At 47.5% G+C, this 23,054-nt stretch carries 19 protein-coding genes; 13 read left to right on the forward strand and 6 right to left on the reverse strand.

From position 1 onward, the window contains the following. Positions 1-97 precede the first annotated feature (97 nt). Both B067_RS0110270 and B067_RS0110275 read right to left on the reverse strand, forming a co-directional pair. A complete protein-coding gene (locus tag B067_RS0110270; protein ID WP_019529998.1) occupies positions 98-1,201 on the reverse strand; it encodes a phosphoribosylaminoimidazolesuccinocarboxamide synthase in 1,104 nt (367 codons plus the stop codon). Between the two features lie 82 nt (positions 1,202-1,283). After that, entirely contained in the window at positions 1,284-2,864 is a 1,581-nt protein-coding gene (locus B067_RS0110275) for a cation:proton antiporter family protein (RefSeq protein WP_019529999.1), read from the reverse strand. Positions 2,865-2,992: 128 nt separating this feature from the next. On the opposite strand from B067_RS0110275, the gene B067_RS0110280 reads away from it, so the two are divergent. From B067_RS0110280 to B067_RS0110305, 6 genes are all read left to right on the forward strand, one after another. Next, entirely contained in the window at positions 2,993-3,766 is a 774-nt protein-coding gene (locus B067_RS0110280; protein ID WP_026244570.1) for an exodeoxyribonuclease III, read from the forward strand. A gap of 101 nt (positions 3,767-3,867) precedes the next feature. After that, positions 3,868-4,197 (forward strand): preprotein translocase subunit YajC, encoded by a 330-nt coding sequence (gene yajC, locus B067_RS0110285; protein WP_019530001.1) that lies wholly within the window; start codon positions 3,868-3,870, stop codon positions 4,195-4,197. A 193-nt stretch (positions 4,198-4,390) separates the two neighbouring features. Beyond that, positions 4,391-5,293: a 5'-nucleotidase gene (locus B067_RS0110290; RefSeq protein WP_019530002.1), complete on the forward strand. Its 903-nt coding sequence runs from the start codon at positions 4,391-4,393 to the stop codon at positions 5,291-5,293. A gap of 231 nt (positions 5,294-5,524) precedes the next feature. Further along, positions 5,525-6,499: an HTH-type transcriptional regulator CysB gene (cysB, locus tag B067_RS0110295; protein ID WP_019530003.1), complete on the forward strand. Its 975-nt coding sequence runs from the start codon at positions 5,525-5,527 to the stop codon at positions 6,497-6,499. Positions 6,500-6,654: 155 nt separating this feature from the next. Beyond that, positions 6,655-7,272, forward strand: a complete 618-nt coding sequence (thrH, locus tag B067_RS0110300) for a bifunctional phosphoserine phosphatase/homoserine phosphotransferase ThrH (protein ID WP_019530004.1) — start codon at positions 6,655-6,657, stop codon at positions 7,270-7,272. A gap of 495 nt (positions 7,273-7,767) precedes the next feature. Further along, positions 7,768-9,027, forward strand: coding sequence for an MFS transporter (locus B067_RS0110305; RefSeq protein ID WP_019530005.1), 1,260 nt, complete (start codon positions 7,768-7,770; stop codon positions 9,025-9,027). Positions 9,028-9,139: 112 nt separating this feature from the next. Here the strand turns inward: B067_RS0110305 and B067_RS20190 are convergent, their stop codons facing one another. Then, the gene (locus B067_RS20190; RefSeq protein WP_019530006.1) at positions 9,140-9,928 is read right to left on the reverse strand and encodes a helix-turn-helix transcriptional regulator; all 789 of its coding nucleotides are present in this window, start codon (positions 9,926-9,928) and stop codon (positions 9,140-9,142) included. A gap of 168 nt (positions 9,929-10,096) precedes the next feature. Between B067_RS20190 and aguB the strand changes: the two genes are divergently transcribed. Next, entirely contained in the window at positions 10,097-10,996 is a 900-nt protein-coding gene (aguB, locus tag B067_RS0110315) for an N-carbamoylputrescine amidase (protein WP_026244571.1), read from the forward strand. Positions 10,997-11,093: 97 nt separating this feature from the next. Here aguB and B067_RS0110320 read toward each other — a convergent pair whose 3' ends face one another. The 3 genes from B067_RS0110320 to pabB all read right to left on the reverse strand — a co-directional run bounded on the left by B067_RS0110320 (position 11,094) and on the right by pabB (position 13,731). Beyond that, entirely contained in the window at positions 11,094-11,510 is a 417-nt protein-coding gene (locus tag B067_RS0110320) for an acyl-CoA thioesterase (protein ID WP_019530008.1), read from the reverse strand. A gap of 123 nt (positions 11,511-11,633) precedes the next feature. Next, a complete protein-coding gene (locus B067_RS0110325) occupies positions 11,634-12,128 on the reverse strand; it encodes a hypothetical protein (protein WP_019530009.1) in 495 nt (164 codons plus the stop codon). A 151-nt stretch (positions 12,129-12,279) separates the two neighbouring features. After that, complete coding sequence (gene pabB / locus B067_RS0110330; protein ID WP_019530010.1) at positions 12,280-13,731, reverse strand: aminodeoxychorismate synthase component I; 1,452 nt, start codon at positions 13,729-13,731, stop codon at positions 12,280-12,282. Between the two features lie 395 nt (positions 13,732-14,126). On the opposite strand from pabB, the gene B067_RS0110335 reads away from it, so the two are divergent. The 6 genes from B067_RS0110335 to B067_RS0110360 all read left to right on the forward strand — a co-directional run bounded on the left by B067_RS0110335 (position 14,127) and on the right by B067_RS0110360 (position 23,019). Continuing rightward, positions 14,127-15,875 (forward strand): acyl-CoA carboxylase subunit beta, encoded by a 1,749-nt coding sequence (locus tag B067_RS0110335; protein ID WP_019530011.1) that lies wholly within the window; start codon positions 14,127-14,129, stop codon positions 15,873-15,875. An 84-nt stretch (positions 15,876-15,959) separates the two neighbouring features. Then, positions 15,960-18,800: an ATP-binding protein gene (locus tag B067_RS0110340; protein WP_019530012.1), complete on the forward strand. Its 2,841-nt coding sequence runs from the start codon at positions 15,960-15,962 to the stop codon at positions 18,798-18,800. 134 nt (positions 18,801-18,934) lie between these two features. Next, complete coding sequence (gene mce / locus B067_RS0110345) at positions 18,935-19,345, forward strand: methylmalonyl-CoA epimerase (protein WP_019530013.1); 411 nt, start codon at positions 18,935-18,937, stop codon at positions 19,343-19,345. 92 nt (positions 19,346-19,437) lie between these two features. Further along, complete coding sequence (gene scpA / locus B067_RS0110350) at positions 19,438-21,600, forward strand: methylmalonyl-CoA mutase (protein ID WP_019530014.1); 2,163 nt, start codon at positions 19,438-19,440, stop codon at positions 21,598-21,600. Then, the gene (meaB, locus tag B067_RS0110355; protein ID WP_019530015.1) at positions 21,600-22,559 is read left to right on the forward strand and encodes a methylmalonyl Co-A mutase-associated GTPase MeaB; all 960 of its coding nucleotides are present in this window, start codon (positions 21,600-21,602) and stop codon (positions 22,557-22,559) included. The genes scpA and meaB overlap by 1 nt, the downstream gene beginning before the upstream one ends. Position 22,560: 1 nt before the next feature. Continuing rightward, entirely contained in the window at positions 22,561-23,019 is a 459-nt protein-coding gene (locus tag B067_RS0110360; RefSeq protein ID WP_019530016.1) for a YiiD C-terminal domain-containing protein, read from the forward strand. Positions 23,020-23,054 lie beyond the last annotated feature (35 nt).

Below are 23,054 nucleotides of genomic sequence, written 5' to 3' on the forward strand. Positions count from 1 at the left end.
AGCCTAAAGAAAAATCTGCATGGGGTGCATAAACAAAAGGCCCCGCATGAGCGGGGACTAGAAGTGGTTACTGTGTATGACTAGCGTTATATAAAAGCTAGTCTACTAAACCATACTGCTCACGTAACACTGCAATGATTTCAGCCTTAGGATTAGCAGCTAACAGTAACTTCTGGCCGGTAATTTTTTCGGCTATGCCTATATAGGTTTTAGAAATAGCCATTAACGCCGCTTCCGGTAATACATTATCTCTGGCCAGCGCTGTGCGCTCATCCATACGCTCTTTGTTTAATAATATATCGGGATCGGGGAAGTGATTTAATAAAAACTGTCTAAAACCTTCTTTAGAGTTTTCTATAATTTCGCCCTTGCTGTAGGCGGCGCCATCCCAAATGCGTGACGAGTCGGGTGTGCCTACTTCATCCATGTAGATTAATTTGTCATTGCCGTTGTTATCGCGTACGTAGCCAAACTCAAATTTGGTGTCTACAAAAATCTGCTCCAGTGTGGCTAGCGCGTCGCTGATAACGTTAAAGCCTTCTTTTAATAAACGCTCGTAGTGGCTGATGTCGTCGCTGCGTTTAAAATTAAAGGCAGCGAAGTTATCTTCAATATTTTGGCGGCTGATATTAACGTCATCAGCTTCGGGCACGCCGGGTAGGCCTTTTAATATGCCCTTGGTGGATGGCGTAATTAAGATGTCATCGAGTTTTTGCTCTTTTTGCAAACCTTCGGGCAGGGTGATGCCGCAAAAGTCGCGCTCGCCTTTGCTATAGGCGCGCCACATGGAGCCGGTGATGTATTGGCGACAGATGGCCTCTATCATCACAGGCTGGGCTTTTTGTACTATCCACACAAAGGGGTGGGGGATGTCCAGTATATGGCTGTCGGCTAGGCCTTGCTCTTTAAAGAGTTTAAACCAGTGGTTTGAAATAGCGTTGAGGGCAGCGCCTTTACCGGGCACGCCGTTTAGCTCGCCTTCGCCGCGCCAAATACAATCAAAGGCTGAGATGCGGTCGCTAATCACCATGATCGCCAAGGGGGTATCGGCGGGCACCTGGTAGCCTTTTTCGGCTATCAGTCTTTTGCTGTCAGCGTCAGTTAACCAATACACAGCGCGCACTTTGCCGCTGTGTACGGGTTTATCAGTGCGTATAGGTAGGTCGTCATTAACGGCTAATACAGTATCGGCTAGGCTCATGGTACTCTCTGGTGTTACATCTTTTAATAGGGGGATTAGGGCGCAAATAATAGCAGATTACGCCCTCGGCGGCAGTGGCAATTTAGGGCATATTAGGCTTGGGGTTAATTAACTCCAAGCTCTCATCGGCAAAGCCGCTACCGGCTTCGGTGAAAAAGTTAAAGACTTTATCTATGCCCTGCGCCAATAGTTTTTTCTGTTCGTCTTCGTAGCGGGCGATAGCGGCAATTTTGCCTTGGTAATTTACAGCGTTTAATTGTTCAGTCACATTGGCGCTGTCTTCTATGGTGGGCAGCGACAGTAAAATGAGCTGTATTTTACTAATATCTAGTTTTTCCCAAAGGTCAGCATCTTCACCATCGCCAGCAAATACATGCAGGCCTTGTTTTTTAAGGCTGCGTATACGACTTTGATCCGCGTCCATGCCCCAGACTTTATTACCTAGTCGATTATGCAAAGCTTGGTATGCACCTTTACCGACACGTCCTAGACCTATAACCAGTACCTCGGCATCTTTTGGTTGTATGTGGCGGTCGCGGGGTAGTGGGGTTTTTGATTCAAAGCGTTTAATAAGGCCTTTGTGTTTGCCGTAAAAACGGTGGGCTCCACGATAGAATATGCTGGTAAGTACAAATGAGAAAGACGTGGCCAAAGCTAAAATAACTAACCACTCCTTGCTTACCCACTGGGCATTGACCCCTAGTGCCACTACGATAAGGCCAAACTCACTAAAGTTACTTAATGCCAACGCGGTGAGATAAGCGGTGCGCGCCCTAAGTTTTAGCTTAATAAATACGGCAAAAAACAGTAAAAATTTAACCACTAGCAATAGGCAAATAAAGGCGGCAATGCTAATCATTTCTAGGTTGGGTAGGGCGATAAAGCCTATGGAGAGGAAAAAACCAATTAAAAATAAATCCCTAAAGTTCATCAGCGACTTATTCAATTCAGAGGCAGCCGGGTGGTGGCTAATAATCATGCCAAATAACAGCGCGCCCAAGTCGCCTTTTAGCTGTAGGGCTTCAAATAATTCATAGCCACCTATGGCCAAACAAAAACCGGTTAACGGCAATAGCTCGCTGTGGCCTATGTTATTAAGTAAACGGTTAATTAATGGCCGCATAAAAACTAGGGCTATTAAGCCTACGGCATATTCAGAAGGAACTTTGCCTGAGCTTACCGCTAAAAAAATAACCGCGATAACGTCTTGCATAATCAACACGCCCATGGCGAGCTTGCCATGGCGGGNTTTTAATTCGCCGCTTTCCTCTAGTAATTTTATCGCGCATACAGTGCTGCTAAAGCTAAACGCAAATGCGAGCAAGGCGGCAGCGCCGTGGCTTAGTTCGCTGAAATATGGTGCTGAGAGAGCGCCAACAAATAAAATAATCGCGCTGCTTATAAGTACCCACAAGCCCATATGGCTGGTTGAGCCCATCCAAGTTTCGCGCCTAAATAAATCCTGCAGGTTAATTTTTAAGCCTATGGTAAACAGCATTAAAGTAATGCCTAAGTTGGCTAGGCTAGTTAGGCTGTCGGTGGCGACTATGCCCATGGCATTTAGGATAAAACCGGCGATTAAGTAACCGATTAACGGCGGTAAGCTAATTAATTTTGTGCTTAACCCACACACAAAGGCAATTAGTATCCAAATGAATTCCATGACAGTGGCAACCTGTAGCTAATTATTAGGGGCTAAGTTTAGCTTGTAGTAGGGTTTAGAGCTATGCCGATGTTTAACCCAGCCGCGCTTATCTGTATCATGGCCGCTCAATTATTGTGGACGTGATTATGAAAGTTATTACCGCTAACACCAATGGCATTAGGGCGGCGGCCCGCAAAGGTTTTTTTGAGTGGTTGGCCAAAGAACAGCCCGATGTGGTGTGCATACAAGAGACTAAGGCGCAGGTCGATCAACTTAGCGACCCTATCTTTCATCCCGAAGGCTATCATTGCTATTACTTCGATGCGGAAAAGAAGGGTTATAGTGGCGTAGCGCTGTATTGTAAGAAGAAGCCTAAGAAAGTGATTAAGGGCCTAGGCTGGGATCCCGCCGATTCAGAAGGCCGTTATATACAGGCCGATTTTGATGGCGTCAGCGTCATCTCTATGTATTTACCCTCTGGTTCTAGCAGCGAGGCGGTGCAAATTAAAAAAGACGGCTTCTTAGACAATATCATGGCGCACTTTAAAACCCTGCGTCGCAAGCGTCGTGAGTATATTATTTGTGCTGACTGGAATATTTGCCACAAAGAGATAGACCTTAAAAACTGGAAGCCCAATCAAAAAAATTCCGGATTTTTACCTCATGAGCGGGCGTGGCTAGATACGCTGTATAACGAAGTGGGCTATGTGGATGCTTTTAGGGAAATCAACCAAGAGGCGGAGCAATATACCTGGTGGTCTAACCGCGGTCAGGCGTGGGCTAAAAACGTGGGGTGGCGTATCGATTACCATGTCGTTACCCCGGGGCTGGTGGATAAAATACAGTCAGCATCTATCTATAAAGACGAGCGTTTTTCTGACCATGCGCCTTTTATTATGGAATACGATATTAACTACTAAGCTATTTGCCAGCAGCCTAGCAAAAGCGTTACAGTATGCGGCGATTTAGCTAGGCTACAGAGCATTTGGTTAAACATTAAACAGTTTATAAGGTTAACAGTATGAATTTTATATCTCAGGCCCACGCGCAAGCAGCAGGCGAAGCTTCAGCTGACGGCGGCATTATTCAACTCGTTATGCTAGTAGGTTTATTTGTGATGTTTTACTTCATCGCCATACGCCCCCAGCGCAAGCGCCAAAAAGAGCATGGCGAAATGGTTAAGTCTTTGGGCAAAGGCGACGAAGTGGTAACTACCAGCGGCATTTTAGGCAAAATTGTTAAAATCGATGGCGATTACCTTCTATTAAACGTGAGTGAAAATGTTGATCTTAAATTTCAACGCCACTCTATACACGCCATATTACCTAAGGGTACTTTGAAAAGTATCTAAGTTAGGTTTGATTGAGTGTATTAGCGGCGACTTTTTTAGTCGCCGTTTTTGGTTATAAATACAGTCGCTAGTAGGTAGTCGCTAGTCTCTAGATGGCGAGTTCCTAGTTAATAGCCACTAGTGTTTGTGTTTTCGCGAGTGCGGCCCAATACTCTAGAGACTAGCAACTAGAGACTGAAACATAAGGATACCCATGCCACAGGATGCTACTGATAAATTGGTTGTTTCTATCTCCTCCAGAGCTTTGTTTAATCTTGATGATAGCCATCTTGTATATGAACAGCAGGGCTTGGCGGCCTATCAGCAATACCAAATTGAGCATGAAGACGACGCCCTAGAGCCGGGTGAGGCTTTCCCGCTGGTGCGTAAGTTACTGGCTATCAATAGTAAGTTAGAGGGCGAGCCGCGGGTAGAGGTGATATTGCTGTCGCGTAACAGTGCTGATACCGGCCTGCGGGTATTTAACTCTATAGAGCATCATGGCCTAGATATTACCCGTGCTGCCTTTAGCGGTGGCCAAAGTCCTTATCGCTATATGTCAGCATTTGGCTGCCATCTGTTTTTATCCACTGATGCTCGCGATGTGCGCTCAGCCTTAGAAAACGGGGTTGCTGCGGCCACGTTAATGCCTTCGCCATTACGTGAATATGATGCCGATGCCCCGCTAAAATTTGCCTTTGATGGCGATGCGGTGCTGTTTTCCGATGAAGCTGAAAGAATCTACAAACATCAGGGTTTGGATGCTTTTGCCGCCAGCGAGCGCGCTGCTGCCAAAAGCCCTTTAACCGGTGGGCCATTCAAGGCCTTTTTAGCAGCCTTGCATGGCCTACAGTCACAGTTTCCCCCTGAACATTCCCCCATACGCACTGCCTTAGTCACCGCTAGGTCGGCCCCGGCCCACGAGCGGGTAATACGCACGCTGCGCAGCTGGAATATACGCATAGATGAGTCCCTGTTTTTGGGCGGTTTAGCCAAGGGCGACTTCTTAAAAGCCTATGGTGCCGATGTGTTTTTTGATGACCAACAGGCCCATTGCGACTCCGCTAGCCAGCATGTGGCTACTGGCCATGTGCCCCACGGGGTGGCGAATACTTAGCAGCGGCCATTTATCGGCTTATGGTGTCTGGGCAAATGTCCGGGGAATCCCCTAGAACAAATAGAAACTTTTAAGCAATTATTAGGCGAAATTGGTTATATGGGCTATGTTTTAAGAGTCGTAACCGTATCCGTTTACTAAAAAAATAAGTAATAACAAGATAAGCAATAAAACAAGGCGAGTTAGTAAAGCACTGAGTCTGTGTTTATTAGCATCTAGCCGGAGGGTAGTATGAAATTACAACAGTTACGTTACATCTGGGAAGTGGCACACCACGATTTAAACGTGTCGGCTACTGCTCAAAGTTTATATACCTCGCAGCCGGGCATTAGCAAGCAAATACGCCTGCTAGAGGACGAGCTGGGGGTAGAGGTGTTTTCCCGCAGCGGTAAACATTTAACCCGTGTCACTCCCGCTGGGGAAGCCATATTAAAAACCGCCGGTGAGATACTGCGCAAAGTAGAAAGCATTAAGCAGGTGGCGCAGGAGTTTAGCGATGAGCAAAAGGGCAGCTTATCTATTGCTACCACCCATACCCAGGCCCGCTATGCCCTACCTAAACCCATAGAGAATTTTATCAACCGCTACCCCGATGTGTCGTTGCATATGCACCAGGGTACGCCTATGCAAATATCCGAGCTGGCCGCCGATGGCACCGTCGATTTTGCCATTGCCACCGAGGCGCTGGAGCTATTTAGCGACCTAATTATGATGCCCTGTTACAAATGGAACAGAGCGATTATCGTGCCCAAGGATCATCCCTTGGCGCAAGTCAGCAATATCACCCTAGAAGATGTCGCCGCTCATCCCATAGTTACCTATGTGTTTGGTTTTTCCGGGCGCTCTAAACTCGATGAAGCGTTTATCGCTAAGGGCCTGGCCCCGAAAGTGGTGTTTACTGCGGCCGATGCCGACGTGATCAAAACCTATGTACGTCTAGGCTTGGGCATAGGCATAGTGGCTAAAATGGCCTACAACGAAGAGCTTGATAGCGACTTGGTTGCTATTGATGCTAGCCACTTGTTTGCCCCCAGTATTACGCGCATAGGCTTTAGGCGCGGTACTTTTTTGCGGGGCTTTATGTACGAGTTTATCGAACTATTTGCCCCCCATCTTACCAAATCGGTGGTGGAGGAGGCTTACCAACGCCACACCAAGCAAGAGCTGGAAGAATTGTTTGCGCATATAGAACTGCCCGAGCACTAAGCTTGGTCAGCGCAGTCATTAATCAGCTATTAAAAAGCCGCACTGAGTTGCGGCTTTTTAATAGCGCCTATTTGTAAGCTGTGGGCATAGCTGCCGAGCTGCGACGGTGGTAGAATCAGCGCCTTTTACCGCCATGCAAGCGATTAGGAGTCCACGTGGAACTAGCCTGTTTAGATTTGGAAGGGGTATTAATCCCTGAAATTTGGATTAACTTTGCCGAAAAAACCGGCATAGACGAACTCAAAGCCACCACCCGAGATGTACCCGATTACGATGTGTTAATGAAGCAACGTTTACGCATCTTAAATGAACATGGCTTCGGCTTACCTGATATACAGGCGGTGATTAGCGAGCTGTCACCGATGGAAGGTGCGCTGGAGTTTTTAAATTGGTTGCGTGAGCGTTTTCAGGTAGTGATTTTATCCGACACCTTTTATGAATTTGGCATGCCCTTTATGAAGCAGTTGGGTTATCCCACCTTGCTATGTCATAAGCTAGAAGTGGATGAAAATGGCAAGGTTACTGATTATAAACTGCGCCAAGCCAACCCTAAGCGTCAAGCCGTGATTGGTTTTCACTCTATGTACTACCGCACTATCGCCACCGGTGATTCATACAATGATACCGCCATGCTGGCCGAAGCTGATGCTGGTATTTTATTTAAATCACCCGCTAATGTGATTGCTGAATTCCCTCAATATCCCGCAGTACACACTTACGAAGATTTGAAGAAAGAATTTCTTAAAGCCAGTAATCGCGATTTAAGCCTGTAATTAACCGGCTTGAGTAAAGTCCAAAAAAACGGCGTGATCATCATAGATTGCGCCGTTTTTTTATGCGCTGCGTTCACCCACAGTAGAGCCGTGCGTGGGCGTGATAGCAGGCAGCAAGCTATGATTGGATTCCGGCTAAAAACGTACCGGAATGACGACGTTTAAATCGTCACATCGGTGCAGGTCTATGGCGTAATATCACCCGTCACTCGGATGCAGGCCGATACCAATAATAAAACCCGTCACTCCGGCGTAGGCCGGTATCCACAGTGGAGCTTAGACAATACAATAAACAAAGTACTATTGGATTCCGGCTAACAGCTTGCCGGAATGACGAAGAGTATTTACCTCCACTCGGGCATTAATAAGAAACCCCGTCACTCCGGCGTACGCCGGAGTCCAGTATCGCAGCAATAAGCTGTGATACTATTAGCCGCAGCACGGTTAACAACTTACCCTGTTTAAGCCTAGCCGCTAAACTGAGCACGAATAATAATGTATAAACTCATCAAAACTCCCGGCGCTATTTTCTATCTAGGCGCCTTATTTTTAAATGCCTTTATCGACCTAGGCCATAAAATCATTATTCAAAATACCTTGTTTAAAGCCTACGACGGCCAAGAACAGGTGATCTACACCGCCATAGTCAATGCGTTGATCTTATTGCCTTTTATACTACTGGTATCGCCGGTAGGTTTTGTTGCCGATAAATATCCCAAGCATCAAGTGATGCGGTTTTCAGCTTGGCTGGCCGTGCTGGTAACATTGTTAATTACCGCTTGTTATTACTTGGGCTGGTTTTGGCAGGCTTTTGTTTTAACGTTTGTGTTGGCGATACAATCAGCTTTTTACTCGCCAGCAAAATACGGTTATATAAAATTTTTGTTTGGCGTTGATCGCTTAGTACAGGGTAATGGTTTGGTGCAGGCTGTGACTATAGTTGCCATATTAGCTGGCACGGTGGTGTACTCCTTGTTTTTTGAGATGCTCTATCCCAACGGTGTCATCGACCCGGCAGTAATTTTGCAACACATAGTGGTAATAGGCTGGCTGTTAGTGGTTAATGCACTATTTGGATTAGCGATGATGTATAAATTACCTGCTTTAGAGCAGGGTGACCCCGAAAAAACCTTTCCTGTTAAAGCTTACCTGCAAGGCCAGATGATCAAACAGCTGGGCTGTTTAGTGTGTAAAAAGTCCGTAATTATTTGGTCCATAATAGGCTTGGCATTGTTTTGGTCGGTGGGGCAGGTGATGTTGGCAGCATTCCCCGCTTATGCCAAAGCACAATACGGCGTTAGCAATACGCTGGTGATACAGGCGGTATTGGGTTGTGCTGGTTTGGGTATAGTATTGGGCTCGTGGCTAGCAGCCAAGTTATCGGTGGATAATATACGCACCGTATTAATCCCCATAGGCGCTATGGGCGTGGCGCTTTGTGTCAGCGCATTAACCTTCGTCGGCTCTATGAGCTTATCGGCGTTGCTGTTTGTAGGGGTAGGGGCCATGGGCGGCTTAATGATTGCGCCCCTCAATGCGCTAATCCAGTTCCACAGCCAAGAGCATGAGCTGGGCCATGTGTTAGCGATGAACAACTGGCTGCAAAATATGGCCATGGCCAGCTTTTTAGGGCTTACCGTTTGGTTTGCAGTAAAGGGGTTTAGCAGTGAGTTGTTATTACAGTTAATCGCAGCAATCGCTTTGCTAGCGAGTGCTTTGTTATTGGCTTATCTATGGACCAATAAAGGAAAATAATAGCGCTAAGGCGTAAATATTGTATCTTATAATAATTTGCAGTTTCGCTAGATATTAATGGCGTGACGGATAGTGTTTTACGCACGGTTTATCTTATTGCTTTATTATTTTATTATTTTATTATTCCGTCTAAGTGTAATAAGAAAAGATTAAAAAGTTCAGCCTGGGTATTAATATTCAAACGTTCATAAATATTTTTGCGGTGTACCTTTATGGTAGAAGGGCTAATATCTAAAGCCTTGGCCAGTGATTTAGACGAATGCCCCTGTAATATCAATTGTGCAACTTGCTGTTCTCTGGCGGTAATCTTGCCATCGCCAAAGTTTTCAAAGGCACTGCTCACCGGTGAGAGTGTGTGGTTGTGCTGGTGTGGCTGTAAAGTATAAAACTGCTGCACCACCGCTTTAAGCAAAGGTAGGGTTGTCTCTAAAGTATTGAGGTCGTCACGGCTAAAAACACCATGGTGGTTGCGCCTAGCCAGTGAGATGATCACTGTGTTACAGCTATCTAACGGTATAAAGATGCCTAGTTCATCGGCTAGGTCTAAGCCGCGATAATAAGTTTGATAGTATTCTGAATCTTCAAAATTATCGGGCGCAAAGTCGTTGAGGTGATAGATGCTATCAAGTGCTTGTTTTTTTAACGCGCTATAAAAAGGATCTAATAGATAAACCCCGTGGGTGTAATCAATAACCGCCTGTTGTCGTTTGGGCCTGGGGTAGTCGTCGTAGAGTAAAACGGGTGCTTGTTGGCTGGGGTAAAGCAACACGATAGCAGTGTCGAAGTTAAGCCACAGCTTAATAGCTGCAATTAGCTTACCGGCCAGCTCGGGGGCTAGTTGGCTGGTAAGACCGTCGGCAATTAATTGGTGCCATCTTTTTAATGCGTCAATATCGGGCATGGAATAACTCTAAAGCTAGCTGCCTTAGATGTCAGCAGCAGTAAATATAGTTGGATAATGAAAACTGTGGGCTAGTAAGAATAGTATGGCTACCCCTATGGGACTATTCCCGCAGCTTAAAACACTTTGTATAGTGATTTCAAATTGGTTTGATTTAAAGGTAGTGCCATGAGAGCAGTAACAGTAGCAGCAACCCAAATGACTGTCACTTGGGATTTGGACGATAATGTGAATAAAGCCGAGGCTTTGGTGCGTGAAGCTGCCAGCCAGGGCGCCAACATTATCTTAATCCAAGAGTTGTTTGAGGCCCCCTATTTTTGTATAGAGCAAGATGCTAAACATTTTAAGCTGGCCACCACGCTTGAAGAAAACGTTAACATCAAACGCTTCCAAGCCTTGGCGAAAGAGTTAAACGTGGTGTTGCCTTTTAGCTGGTTTGAAAAAGCAGGCAAGGCCTTTTTCAACTCCATGGCGATGATAGACGCTGATGGCCGTGTGTTGGGGGTATACCGCAAGTCACACATACCCAATGGCCCCGGCTATCAAGAGAAGCAATACTTCAACCCAGGCGATACCGGCTTTAAAGTATGGGATACCCAGTTTGCCAAAATAGGAGTGGGTATATGCTGGGATCAGTGGTTCCCCGAGTCGGCTCGTTGTATGGCCTTAATGGGCGCAGAAATTCTGATGTATCCCACCGCCATAGGTTCAGAGCCACCACCAGCGCCGCCCTTAGATTCCCGCTACCACTGGCAGCGCGTGATGCAAGGCCATGCCGGTGCTAATATAATGCCGCTAATCGCCTCTAATCGCATAGGTACAGAACGTGCGACTCATGATGATAATTACGCGATTACTTTTTATGGCTCATCCTTTATTGCCGATTACACCGGTGAAAAAGTCCAAGAAGCTAATGACAGCGATGAAACGGTTTTAATACATACCTTTGATTTGGATGCCGTTGCCGATTACCGCGAAAGTTGGGGAGTATTTAGAGATAGGCGCCCAGAATTGTACCAGCCTATAGCAACTTTAGATGGCGAGTTGCCACACCACGCCAGAAAATAACTTTACAGGTAGTCTAAAAAATGGCCACATTGAGTGGCCATTTTTTTTAGTGCTTTTATTAGTAGCTGTTGTTAAAAACAGTTACTACCAGTTGTTGTTAGAGGCTGTCGGGGTTTAACGCTGCGCGCCACTCATCGGGTAGGGTGCTGACTTTTTGTTGTTGATAATCATAATACACCATGCCGGTTTTAGCATGGGCGATATCAGCACCGGTTTTTTTATTGCGCACACGGTAAAAAATATCGCAGCCGTATTTATTAAAGTCACCGGCCGCCATATCAAAACATAATATATCGCCATAAAAGCCTTCGGCCTTATAGACTATGGCCGAGTCGGTCAAAATAATATGCTCTTCGTTATAACCGTACTGCGCTAAAAAATGCAGCCTGGCTTCATGTATTAAGGCCAGTACCGCATAGTTGCTAAGGTGGCCGCCATTGGTGTCGCTAATACGTATAGGTAATTCAGTGCTATAACTGTAATGTTCAGGCATGTCTATACTGACGCGCGCCATGGTTTACTCCTCGTATATGGTTTTGCTTACTATAATTCTCTGCATAACCCTTTGTATGAAAAATCCCCGCATGGCAGGGATGTTGTGATGGAGTGTAAACAAGGGTTGCTTAAAAGACTATGCCTATGACAAACATTTACATGAGCAAGAAATAGGATGGGCTAAATCGGGGCGCACTATTTCACAGCTGTATTTTTTTCGGTTGGCACATACCGAGGCAGACACATCTCTGGCCGTACAGCTTAAATTACTAGTGCTGCTGGGGTAGCTTTGACATTTTTTGCTAGGGTCTACACAGCCGTTGGGGCATTGCGGATCGGCGCTGCCTGAGCAATTTAGGCTTACCCATTCGCTGGTGGCTTTACGTTTGGCGGCATTTTCATCGCAGTCTTCGCCGCTGCCGGTGAGTTGCGAGGTGGGTGTGTTGGGGTTGTCAGGTGAGCAAAAGCCAGCCGTTTGGGTCGGTGGATTTATTTCTTGTTGTACTGGCGGGGAGGTTTTCGGGCTTACTTCGGAAGTATTACTGAGCTTGTTACTACTGCCGGGGTCGCAGGCGCTAAGGCCTATAAGGCTTGCTGTTAGTACTAGATACTTTAGTAACTTAATTAAAAAAGTCATATCACCGCTCCTGTTATATTGTTCATATTTTTAGGGTAGGCGAGTAAAGGTAGATACTGCTGTCGTTCCTCTGAGTTTACTCTTGTCGCTAGTTTTTTTGTTCTTGGTATTACAACCACCGTCAAATACTGCGCCTAAATGGCAGCTATGGCTAGTCTATTTGCGTAGTTTGTTCTAAGCAGCTAAGCATTTTTCCCACCTTAGAAAAGCATTCTTGATATTCATCTTCGCATTGCGAGTCGGCCACTATGCCGCCACCGGCCCAGCAATAGATTTGCTGTTGTTGGCAGATAAGCGTGCGTATGGCGATATTGGTATCCATGTGACCGTCACAGCTGATATAGCCTATGCTGCCGCAATAGACGGAACGACGATAATTTTCTAACTCTTCAATAATCTCCATAGCGCGTTTTTTAGGCGCACCCGTGATAGAGCCGCCGGGGAAGGCGCCGGCTAATAAATCTAAGGCGCTGGTGTTGGCGTTAAGCGTGCCGTTGATGGTGCTAACCAAGTGATGCACAGTCTCGAAGCTTTGTAGCTCAAATAATTTTTCTACCTTGATAGAGCCGGGTCGGCAGTTTTTACCTAGGTCGTTGCGTAGCAAATCGACAATCATCAAATTTTCGGCGCGGTCTTTACCGCTGTTAATTAACTCTTGCGCTAGAGCTTGATCCTGTTCGGGATCACTGCTGCGTTTGCGGGTGCCTTTAATAGGCGCGGTGCTAACTTTATCGCCTATGCATTGTAAAAAGCGCTCCGGCGACAGGCTGAGTATGGGCTGTTCAGCTAACTCCAAATAAGCCGAAAAGGGCGCAGCAGTAATAGGACGCAATAATTGGTAAGCCTGCCAGGGATCACCTTGGTAGGGGGCGCTAAAGCGCTGGGTTAAATTAATTTGGTAGCAATCACCAGCCTGTATATAGCGCTGCACTTGGGTAAAGGCCTGTTGGTATTCGGCCTTGCTGGTGTTGGGGCTAAAAAGCTGGTTGAGGCTAAACCCTGTTTTGGTAAGGTTTGCTGTGGGTGTCTTGTTAGCACTTTTGGTGGGTGTCTTGTTAGCACTTTTGTTAGCAGCTTGTTGTGGGTGTCTTGTTAGCGGTGATGTGGGTGTCTCAATAGCGTGAGCCAGTAAACCCTGCACTTCAGCGATTAAGTCTGGGTCGGCTTGTGGGTGTGCGACTAGTAGGGTTTGTTGTAGCTGGTGATCGTTGATAATGGCCCAGCTGTAGATGCCGGCGATGGCGATAGGTAATTGGCTGTCGTTTATGGTGTGGCTGGGTAGGGCTTGTAATTGTCGGCCTAAGTCATAACTAAAATAAGCTATGGCACCGCCTATAAATGGCAGTTGTTGAGGGTTATCGACGTCACTATCCAGCTGGGCTAGGGCCTGTGCCAAGCGCTTAAAATAGTGATCGGGCGTGGGGCTGTCGCGGTGATCTGTGATTATCGTAATGGGGGCGGCGCTGATAATGTCGTATCGGCCTTGTTGGGCATAGGGCTTGCCACTATCTAAAAATACTGGCTGGGGCAATGTGCGTATAACGCTAAACAAGGGGCTGCTATCGGGATGGTAAGCTAGCGGCACGATAGTCAGGGATGTCATTAACACGGGTACTCAGGGTAAAAGCGGATTGTTGGCTATAGTCATAGCAGGGCTAGTGCTGCGAGGCGCGAAATTGTAGCCCTTTAGCCGCCGTAAAAGAAGGTGGTGGCTTATGAAAACAGTGTTTTCAGCGCTAGCGTTGCAGTGCTGGGTGTTACGACCATATTAATGTTTTAGTGAGTTTACGATAAATTATGATACCTATTTTGAGCTTTTATAACCTAGCAACTGTACATACATTCAACGATAATCGCTGCCTGTTGCGCTAAGTAACTGTTATTGCTGCAATTACTCCCTACCAAGGGGTAAGCCCTGTTAGCAATCAAAGTATGAACAATAGTACAAACAACAGTAACAAGCCGCGCCAGAGCCACTACTATAGAGACTGTTATTTCATGACTGACCACAGTAAATCACAGCAATCCTCACTGCCTCCCAGTGTCGATAACCCTTTTGAACAAACCAAAACGCAAGCCTTTGATGTACCGGGGCAAATTGCCAGCGAACCCGGCCTTTATGAGCAGTCGCTACAGGCTGGTCAGGCGTTAATCAATAAGCCTAAGCAGGCTGCCGGTGTGGTGGCTATAGAGAAGCAGCACCAAAAAAACCGTATGACGGTGTGGGAGCGCTTGCAAGTGCTGGCCGACGACGGCACCGAGCCCACCATCTTTTTTCAAAACTGGGGGCCTAATTTAGATGGCGCATCCTTAGTCACCGCCTTGGTCAAAATTAACGGCCGCGATGTGGCGGTATACGGCCATGACTTTACCGTGCGCGCAGGCTCTATGGACGCCACTAATGGTAAAAAGCTAGCGCGCTTATTTGAGCTGGCTGCCAAACGCAAAATCCCCTTGGTCGGTATGAACGATAGCGCCGGTGCCTATGTGCCTGCCGGTGTCGGCGGCCTAGATGGTTATGCCGAGGCCTTTACTGGTTTGCGCAAACTCAGCGGTGTAGTGCCTTCTATTATGTGTATGTTTGGCTTTAATGCTGGCGGCGGTTCTTACTTGCCGCGCCAAGGTAGTTTTGTTATTCAACCTAACAACACCTTTTTTGGTTTAACCGGCCCCGGTGTGGTGAAGTCGGTATTGGGTGAAGATGTAACCCCTGACGAATTGGGAGGCCCTAATGTGCATAGCTCATCGGGCGTTACTGATTTTGTAGTGCCCGATGAAGTAGCGGCGCTGCAAAAAGTGAAGCAATTATTACATTATTTACCCGCTAACAACGCTGAACTAGCACCGTATCAGCCCAGCTCTGATCCTTCGGACAGGCTAACTTGGGACATCGATATTTTATTGAAAAAGGCCTTTAACTCGCCCACCGGTTTTAATACACCTTTTGATATTAATATTTTAATTCAACAGCTATGCGACCACGGCGATTACTTTGAGATGCAGCCCGACCGTGCCCGCAACAGCATTTGTGCCTTGGGCCGCATGGGCGGTAACGTAGTCGGTTTTGTTGCCAACAACTCGGCGGTAGGCTCAGGCCAAATCGATATCGCTGCCGCTTACAAAAATGCGCGCTTTATCCGCTTTTGTAATCTCTACAATATCCCTATTATTTTTATGGAAGACACCACCGGTTTCCTACCGGGCAAAGAGCAAGAAGCTGGCGGCATAGTGCAAGCCGGTAGGGCGATGCTGGATGCGATTATTGATTTACGCACACCACGGTTTTTATTAATTGTGCGCAATGCCTTTGGCGGTGCCTACGCTTCCTACAACAACTATCCCACAGGGGCCGACTTTGTTTGTGCCTTACCCACATCGCGCTTAGCAGTGATGGGGCCAGCAGGGGTAGAATTTGTTTATAAAAATGAATTGCGCCAAATACGCGGCTCTATCGCAAAACGCATTGCCGCGGTGAGTGAGCAACTAATGAATGATGGCATGACTGAAGCCGATGCTAAAGCGGCTGCACAAGAGTCGGTAGGTAACTGGGTTAAGCAGCAAGAAGCTGAATTAACTACACGCTATGAGCGTGAGTTAATGAACCCCAATGAAGCACTCAGCCTAGGTTCCATATCACAAATTGTGATGCCTTCTGAATTGCGTAAAGTGTTAGCGGAACAATTACGCTTTCATGTAGAGCACTATACACCCGAACCTTTTAATGGCGTTCAGCGTGAATTTCATTAACACCCGTCGCGCTAACTTTATTGCACCATTTATTGCAGCAGCATTTATTGCAGAAAGACAGCAAATTATTACGAGGCCAACACCGTGCATCACAGCAATGATTATTATTTAAATAACCCACTGATTCATAGCAATCGTGAATTAAAAAACCATGCGTCTAACTGGGTGCAGAGCTTTAATTGTGAGGGTTTTAACCCCTTAATTATTTGTCGTGGCCCTATCCGTAAAGAAGTGATGGATGTGCTGGATGAAATGGGTATTCAACACTACGGTATTTTACTGTCTGAAAAAGATTCCATTACCTATACCAACGCCTTAGCGCCTGAGCTGCGTAAGTTAACCGACCCATCGCGGGTGCATCGTGTGCCCGACTACAGCGGTGCTACCAAAGAAGAGCGCGCGGCGCGTATACAGCAAATAATCGCCATCGCTAATAGCAACGGTTACAACGCTATTTTTGCCGGTTACGGCTTTATGTCGGAAGATGCCGAAATGGTAGAGGGCATGGAGCGTGCAGGGCTAACATTTATCGGCCCAGGCTCTTTTACCCAGCGCTCAGCAGGTATGAAAGACCAAGCTAAACGCACCGCCTTGGCAACCGGCGTGTCGGTAACGCCAGGTGTAAACAACGCCACATCCTTAGCATTAATTGCAAAATATGGTACCGACGGTTTAGAGGCTTGCGCCAAAGAGCATAAGTTAGCTGTAGACTTTGCCGCCTGTAATGACGAGGAAGAAAAAGCATTAGCCTTACTAGCAGCTTCATACAACGCTGGTATCGATATTATTTCTGCAGCCGATATAGGCAAGGCCTTGCAAGTTGAAGCCAAACGCATGCTTACCGAAAAACCCAATAACCGTTTTCGCTTAAAAGCGATTGCCGGTGGTGGCGGTAAAGGCCAGCGTATACTCAAGTCTGCTAACTCTTATGAAGGTGCAAGCCTAGCCGAGAAGGTAGAGAAAGCCGCAGAAAAAGTACCGGCCTTGGTATTAGAGTGTTTAATCGAATTAAAAACCAATGGCGTAGGTGATAACAAAAACGTCTTAATAGAAATGAATATAGACACCACCCGCCACCAAGAAATTCAGGTAGTGGGTAACGGCGATTGGTGCATCACCATGGGCGGCCGTGACTGTTCATTGCAAATGCACGAGCAGAAATTGCTAGAGGTTTCTGTTACCGAAGAAGAATTACAAACAGCCATAGCTGCTGCACAGGCCGCCAACAACGCAGCAGAAACCACGCAGCTGAAAAAAGATTTAGACATACTGCGCAAAATGGAACACGAAGCGGCAGTGTTTGGTAAAGCAGTTAAGCTCAACTCCGTAGGCACATTTGAGTGCATAGTGGATGGCGACGCCCATTACTTTATGGAGATGAATACCCGCATACAGGTAGAGCACCGGGTTACCGAACTGTGTTACAAATTAAAATTCGCCAATCCCGACAACCCTAATGAATTTTTTATTGCCGAATCACTGGTAGAAGTGATGGTGCTTATTGCTAAACACGGCAAGCGCTTGCCTGAACCGCAACGCTTACCCCGCGAGCCTGCATCGGTAGAGGCTAGGCTTAATGCTACCAATCAAGCCCTGCAACCTCATGCTGGCGGCATGATAGAAAAATGGTCAGACGCTATAGAAGGCGAAGTGCGCGATGACCAAGGCATAAGCATGCACAACCCCGATACCGATGTGTTTATGAAGTATCACTTGGCAGGTGCCTACGATTCAAACATCGCCTTATTGCTCACCACCGGCCAAACCCGTCTAGATAGCTACCAGCGCTTGGCAGAAGTTTTACGCCGCACCACTTTGCGCGGTAAAGACCTAGCCACCAACTTAGAGTTTCACTACGGTTTGGTGAATTGGTTTATCGGTAACAATATCAATGCCCGCCCCAGCACCGGCTTTATCGTGCCGTATTTAACCGCTGTGGGCCAGTTGAAAGCAGTGGCTAATCAGATAGACCTCAACTATGCCTATGGTCAAATTCGGGTTAACTATTTAGGCGATTGCGACGAGGCCCATAAATCCGGTTTTATCCAGTCACTGGATAGAAAGCAAAGTTTGTTACTGCGTCCCATACAGCACTTATTTGAGCAGCCGCATAATTTAGCTGGCTGGTTAAGCCTTAATCAACAGCACTTCAGTATTTCTGAACAAGGCTTACAGTGGCATAAAAACCCTATAGAGCTATTGGCTGAGGCTTATCACTACTTGCACATGGACTATGTGGAAGGAAAGCCCGCCGCCAATATGATTTGGAGCCACGACCATGAGCTGCTGCAAAAAGCCTTAAGCTTTTATAACACGCTGCAACAACGTCTAACGGTGAGCAGCTTTGCCGAATTGGAAGCAGCTTTGGCAGGGGATAGGCCAGCACTTATAGATGAGGCGCAGTGGCAGGCAGCAATAGCCGCTCATGCCGGGTTCCAAGCGGGCACCGAGATTTTGGGGCTTTTGCCTTACATCGCCCAGCAAACAGACTTTTTCCAGCTAGTGGTAAACGACGATTTGAGTATCACTATTCCCGCGGCACTCTCCGATGGCGAACTACAAGCCGCCATGGCGAAAGTCTTAGTGCCGCCGCCTGCGGCCAGCTCTGATGAGATATTGGCACTGAGTGGCGGCATGTATTACGCCTGCGAAGCGCCGGGTATGCCGCCTTTTATTGAAAAAGGCCATCATTTTAAGCAAGGCGATCCGCTCTATATTGTAGAAGTTATGAAAATGTTCAATAAGGTATATGCGCCTTTTTCTGGTACTATTGATGCGATTTTCGTCGAAACCGATGGTTCAATCATTAAAAAAGGCCAAAAGCTGTTTAAGATTACCCCTGATGAAGTCGTGGTAGTAGAAACCCCAGAGCAGGTACAACAACGCATGCGCGAACACACCAACGCGTTTTTGCACAGCCTGTAAAAGAGGGTTGCAGGGCGCTACAGGCGCTCTGCTATTAATTACCCATATACTTGCATTGCCACGTTGGTGATGTTCAGAAAATTAGATATTCAGTTAACAGCGTTGCGCAGCTGCGTGACTATAGGACGTATTTAATGATTACAGCACTGGATCACATAGCCATAGCCGTGCCCGATTTAGAAAAAAGCATTAAGCGCTTTATGGACGACTTTGGTTTACCTTTTGAAGGCCGTGAAGATATAGCCGCGGCCAAAACCTCTACGGCATTTTTCCCCTTGCCCGCCACCAGCATAGAGTTGGTACACCCCTTAAATGGCGAAGGCCCTATAGCCAGCTTTTTAGAAAAAAAGGGCGCGGGCCTACATCACCTGTGTTTTCGCTCTGATGATATAGAGGCTGACGTAGCCAGGCTAAAAGCCAAGGGCTACCAGTTTCTTGCAGAGGCACCCAGCTTGGGAGCCCACAACTGCAAAGTGATTTTTATACACCCCAAATCCTGTGATGGTGTATTGATAGAGTTGAATCAACCCGGTGATGAGCACTAGGGCTACTAATCTAGGGCTACTAAGTAGACCCTCAATATTTAGCGCTGCAATATTTGCTCATAACGACGTCAAGATTTTAAGAAGGTTTCCCCATGTCAAACGATAGCTATAAACCCCAGCCTGCCACGCTAGACGAATGGAAAGCGTTGGCCACCAAACAAATGAAAGGCCTAACCCCAGAAGAAATGACCTGGCACACGCCTGAAGGCATAGACCTAAAATGCCTGTACACCGCTGAAGACGTTAAAGACTTAGAGTACACCAACACCATGCCCGGCATGGCGCCGTATATACGTGGCCCACAAGCCACCATGTATGCTGGCCGCCCCTGGACCATACGCCAATACGCGGGCTTTTCTACTGCCGAAGAATCCAACGCCTTTTACCGCAAAGCGCTGGCCGCCGGTGGCCAAGGTGTGTCAGTGGCTTTCGATTTAGCCACCCACCGCGGGTACGACTCCGATCACCCCCGGGTAACCGGTGACGTGGGTAAGGCTGGCGTGGCGATAGATTCCGTTGAAGACATGAAAATATTATTCGACGAAATTCCGTTGGATAAAGTATCCGTTTCTATGACTATGAACGGCGCAGTGCTGCCCGTATTAGCCGGCTATATCGTCGCCGCCGAAGAGCAGGGCGTTAGCCACGCGCAATTATCGGGCACCATACAAAACGACATACTGAAAGAGTTTATGGTGCGTAATACCTATATTTACCCGCCTAAACCCTCGATGAAAATCATCGGCGATATTATTTCCTACGCCTCTGAACATATGCCGCGTTTTAACACCATTTCAATTTCCGGCTACCACATTCAAGAAGCCGGTGGCGACGCCGCTCTAGAGCTGGCCTACACCTTGGCCGATGGTAAAGAGTATGTGCGCACCGCGATTGCCGCCGGTTTAGATATAGACCAGTTTGCACCACGCCTCTCTTTTTTCTGGGGCGTGAGCATGAACTTTTATATGGAAATCGCCAAAATGCGTGCCGCTAGATTATTGTGGGCGCGCATAGTCGAAGAGTTCAAACCGAAAAACCCCAAGTCGTCTATGTTGCGTACCCACAGCCAAACCTCGGGCTGGTCGCTCACCGAGCAAGACCCTTACAACAACGTAGTGCGCACCACTATAGAAGCCATGGCCGCAGTATTTGGTGGCACCCAATCACTGCACACCAACGCACTGGATGAAGCGATAGCCTTGCCCACCGAGTTTTCATCGCGTATCGCCCGCAACACCCAGCTTATTATTCAAGAAGAAACTGGCATTACCCAAGTGGTCGATCCCTGGGGCGGCTCTTATATGATGGAAAGCCTCACCAAAGAAATTGGTGACAAAGCCTGGGAGCTAATCTTAGAAGTTGAAGCCAAAGGCGGCATGGCCAAAGCTATAGAAACCGGCATGCCTAAGTTGCGTATAGAAGAATCCGCCGCTAAAAAACAAGCGCGTATAGACCGCGGTGAAGACGTGATAGTCGGCGTCAACAAATACTTGCTAGCCGAACAAGAAGATAACGTCGAAGTATTAGACATAGACAATAACGCCGTGCGTGAATCACAAATCAAACGCCTAGCCGCCATACGCGCCAAGCGTGATGACGTGGCGGTAGAAAAAGCGCTGGAAGATATTTACCAATGCGCCAAAGGTGGTGAGGGCAACTTGCTGGATCTGGCTGTTAAAGCCACCCGTTTACGTGCTACTGTTGGCGAAATTTCTTCTGCTATGGAGCGTGAGTTTGATCGCTTCAATGCACAATCACAAACGGTGTCGGGTGTGTACGGTAGCGCTTATTCAGATGATGAAAACTGGCAGGGTATTACTGCCGACATAGACAGCTTTGTGGCGAAACACGGCCGCCGTCCACGCATGCTAGTCTGCAAAATGGGTCAAGACGGCCATGACCGTGGCGCCAAAGTTATCGCCACCGCCTTTGCCGACGTAGGCTTTGATATCGATTTATCCCCCATGTTCTCCACCCCAGAAGAAGTGGCCAAGCAGGCGATAGAAAACGACGTGCATGTAGTGGGCGTTTCTTCGCAGGCGGCAGGCCACAAAACCTTGGTGCCTGAATTAATTAACGAGCTTAAAAAGCAGGGCGCTGACGATATTATCGTGGTAGCCGGTGGCGTAATCCCCAGGCAGGATTACGAGTTTTTAGAACAGGCGGGGGTTAAAGGTATCTTCGGCCCCGGCACTAAAATTCCATTAGCAGCTCGCGGTGTGTTGGACTCTATTAACGAGGCTTACAACATCTAATGGCAGCCATAGATTTAGAGCGCTTAGTTGAGGGCAACCGACGCGCCCTCGCCAAAGCCATTACCCTAGTTGAAAGCAAGCTGGACGCCCACCGCGATCAATCGCAAGCCATGCTAGAAAAACTGTTGCCCAAAACCGGCAACAGCATACGCATAGGCATTACCGGCATACCCGGCGTGGGTAAATCCACGTTTATAGAAACCTTTGGTTTGCATTTGCTTAGCCTAGGCAAAAAAGTGGCAGTGCTCGCAGTAGACCCCAGCTCGCCGTTAGAAGGCGGCTCCATACTGGGTGATAAAACCCGCATGGAATTACTCAGCCGCGAGCACGATGCCTTTATACGGCCATCGCCTTCCGAAGGCTCGCTAGGTGGCGTGGCGCAAAAAACCCGTGAAACCATGTTGCTATGCGAAGCCGCCGGCTACGATGTGATTTTGGTAGAAACCGTAGGGGTGGGCCAAAGCGAATACGAAGTGGCAGGCATGGTCGACTTTTTTATGGTGCTAATGCTGCCTAACGCTGGCGATGAGCTGCAGGGTATTAAAAAAGGCATTATGGAATTAGCCGATGCCTTGGTAATTAATAAAGCCGATGGCGACTCGCTAAACCTCGCCCAGCAAACCCGCAGGCATTACACCTCGGCGCTAGGCTTATTGCGCCATACCTCCTTTTGGACGCCACAGGTGCTCAGTTGCTCGGCACAGTTAAAGCAGGGCATAGATGCGGTGTGGGGTATGATCTCTAACTACCATATAGAAGCGCAAAAGAACGGCAGCTTTGCCAGCAAGCGCACCCAGCAAAATAAAGAGTGGATGCACAAACTGATTATGGAAATGCTAGAGCGCAAGCTTAATCAAAACCCTGCGGTAAAAACCCTCAAGCCCGAGCTAGAGCAAAAAGTACTAAACGGTGAAACCACACCGTTTTTAGCCGCCACCCAATTAATTAGCCTACTGTAATATGGCCAATGCCAGCGCCGCCTACCTCACCGACTTTTTAGCCCAGCATATGGAAGTGGCTGAGTACTTGGGCATGCAAGTGCAGCGCTACGATGGCGATACCCTGGATCTGTCTATAGATTTACAACCCTCACTCAACGATAAGCTCACCGCCTGGGGCGGTAGCCTGTATGGCCTATGTGTAATGGCCGGTTGGGGCATGTTTTACCTCAAGTGTCGGGAGCAGGGCCTTAACCCTAATATAGTGGTTAGCCATGGTGAGATAGATTATGTCGCCCCCGTGGCCGACGAGCTCATCGTGGCCCATTGCTCATCGTTAGCGGTAGATTGGCCAGCGGTTTTTGCCCGTGTACACAGCAAAGGCAAAGCGACGGTGTCGCTCAGTGCTAACATTGCTTGCGGCGGCCAAACTGCAGTGACGTTTATCGGCCGCTATACCTTGATAGGCGTTAAAGAATAACTGCGCTATTTACTGTAAAACTCACATCAAAAATC

The sequence above is a fragment of the Dasania marina DSM 21967 genome (assembly GCF_000373485.1).
Lineage (GTDB): Bacteria > Pseudomonadota > Gammaproteobacteria > Pseudomonadales > Dasaniaceae > Dasania > Dasania marina.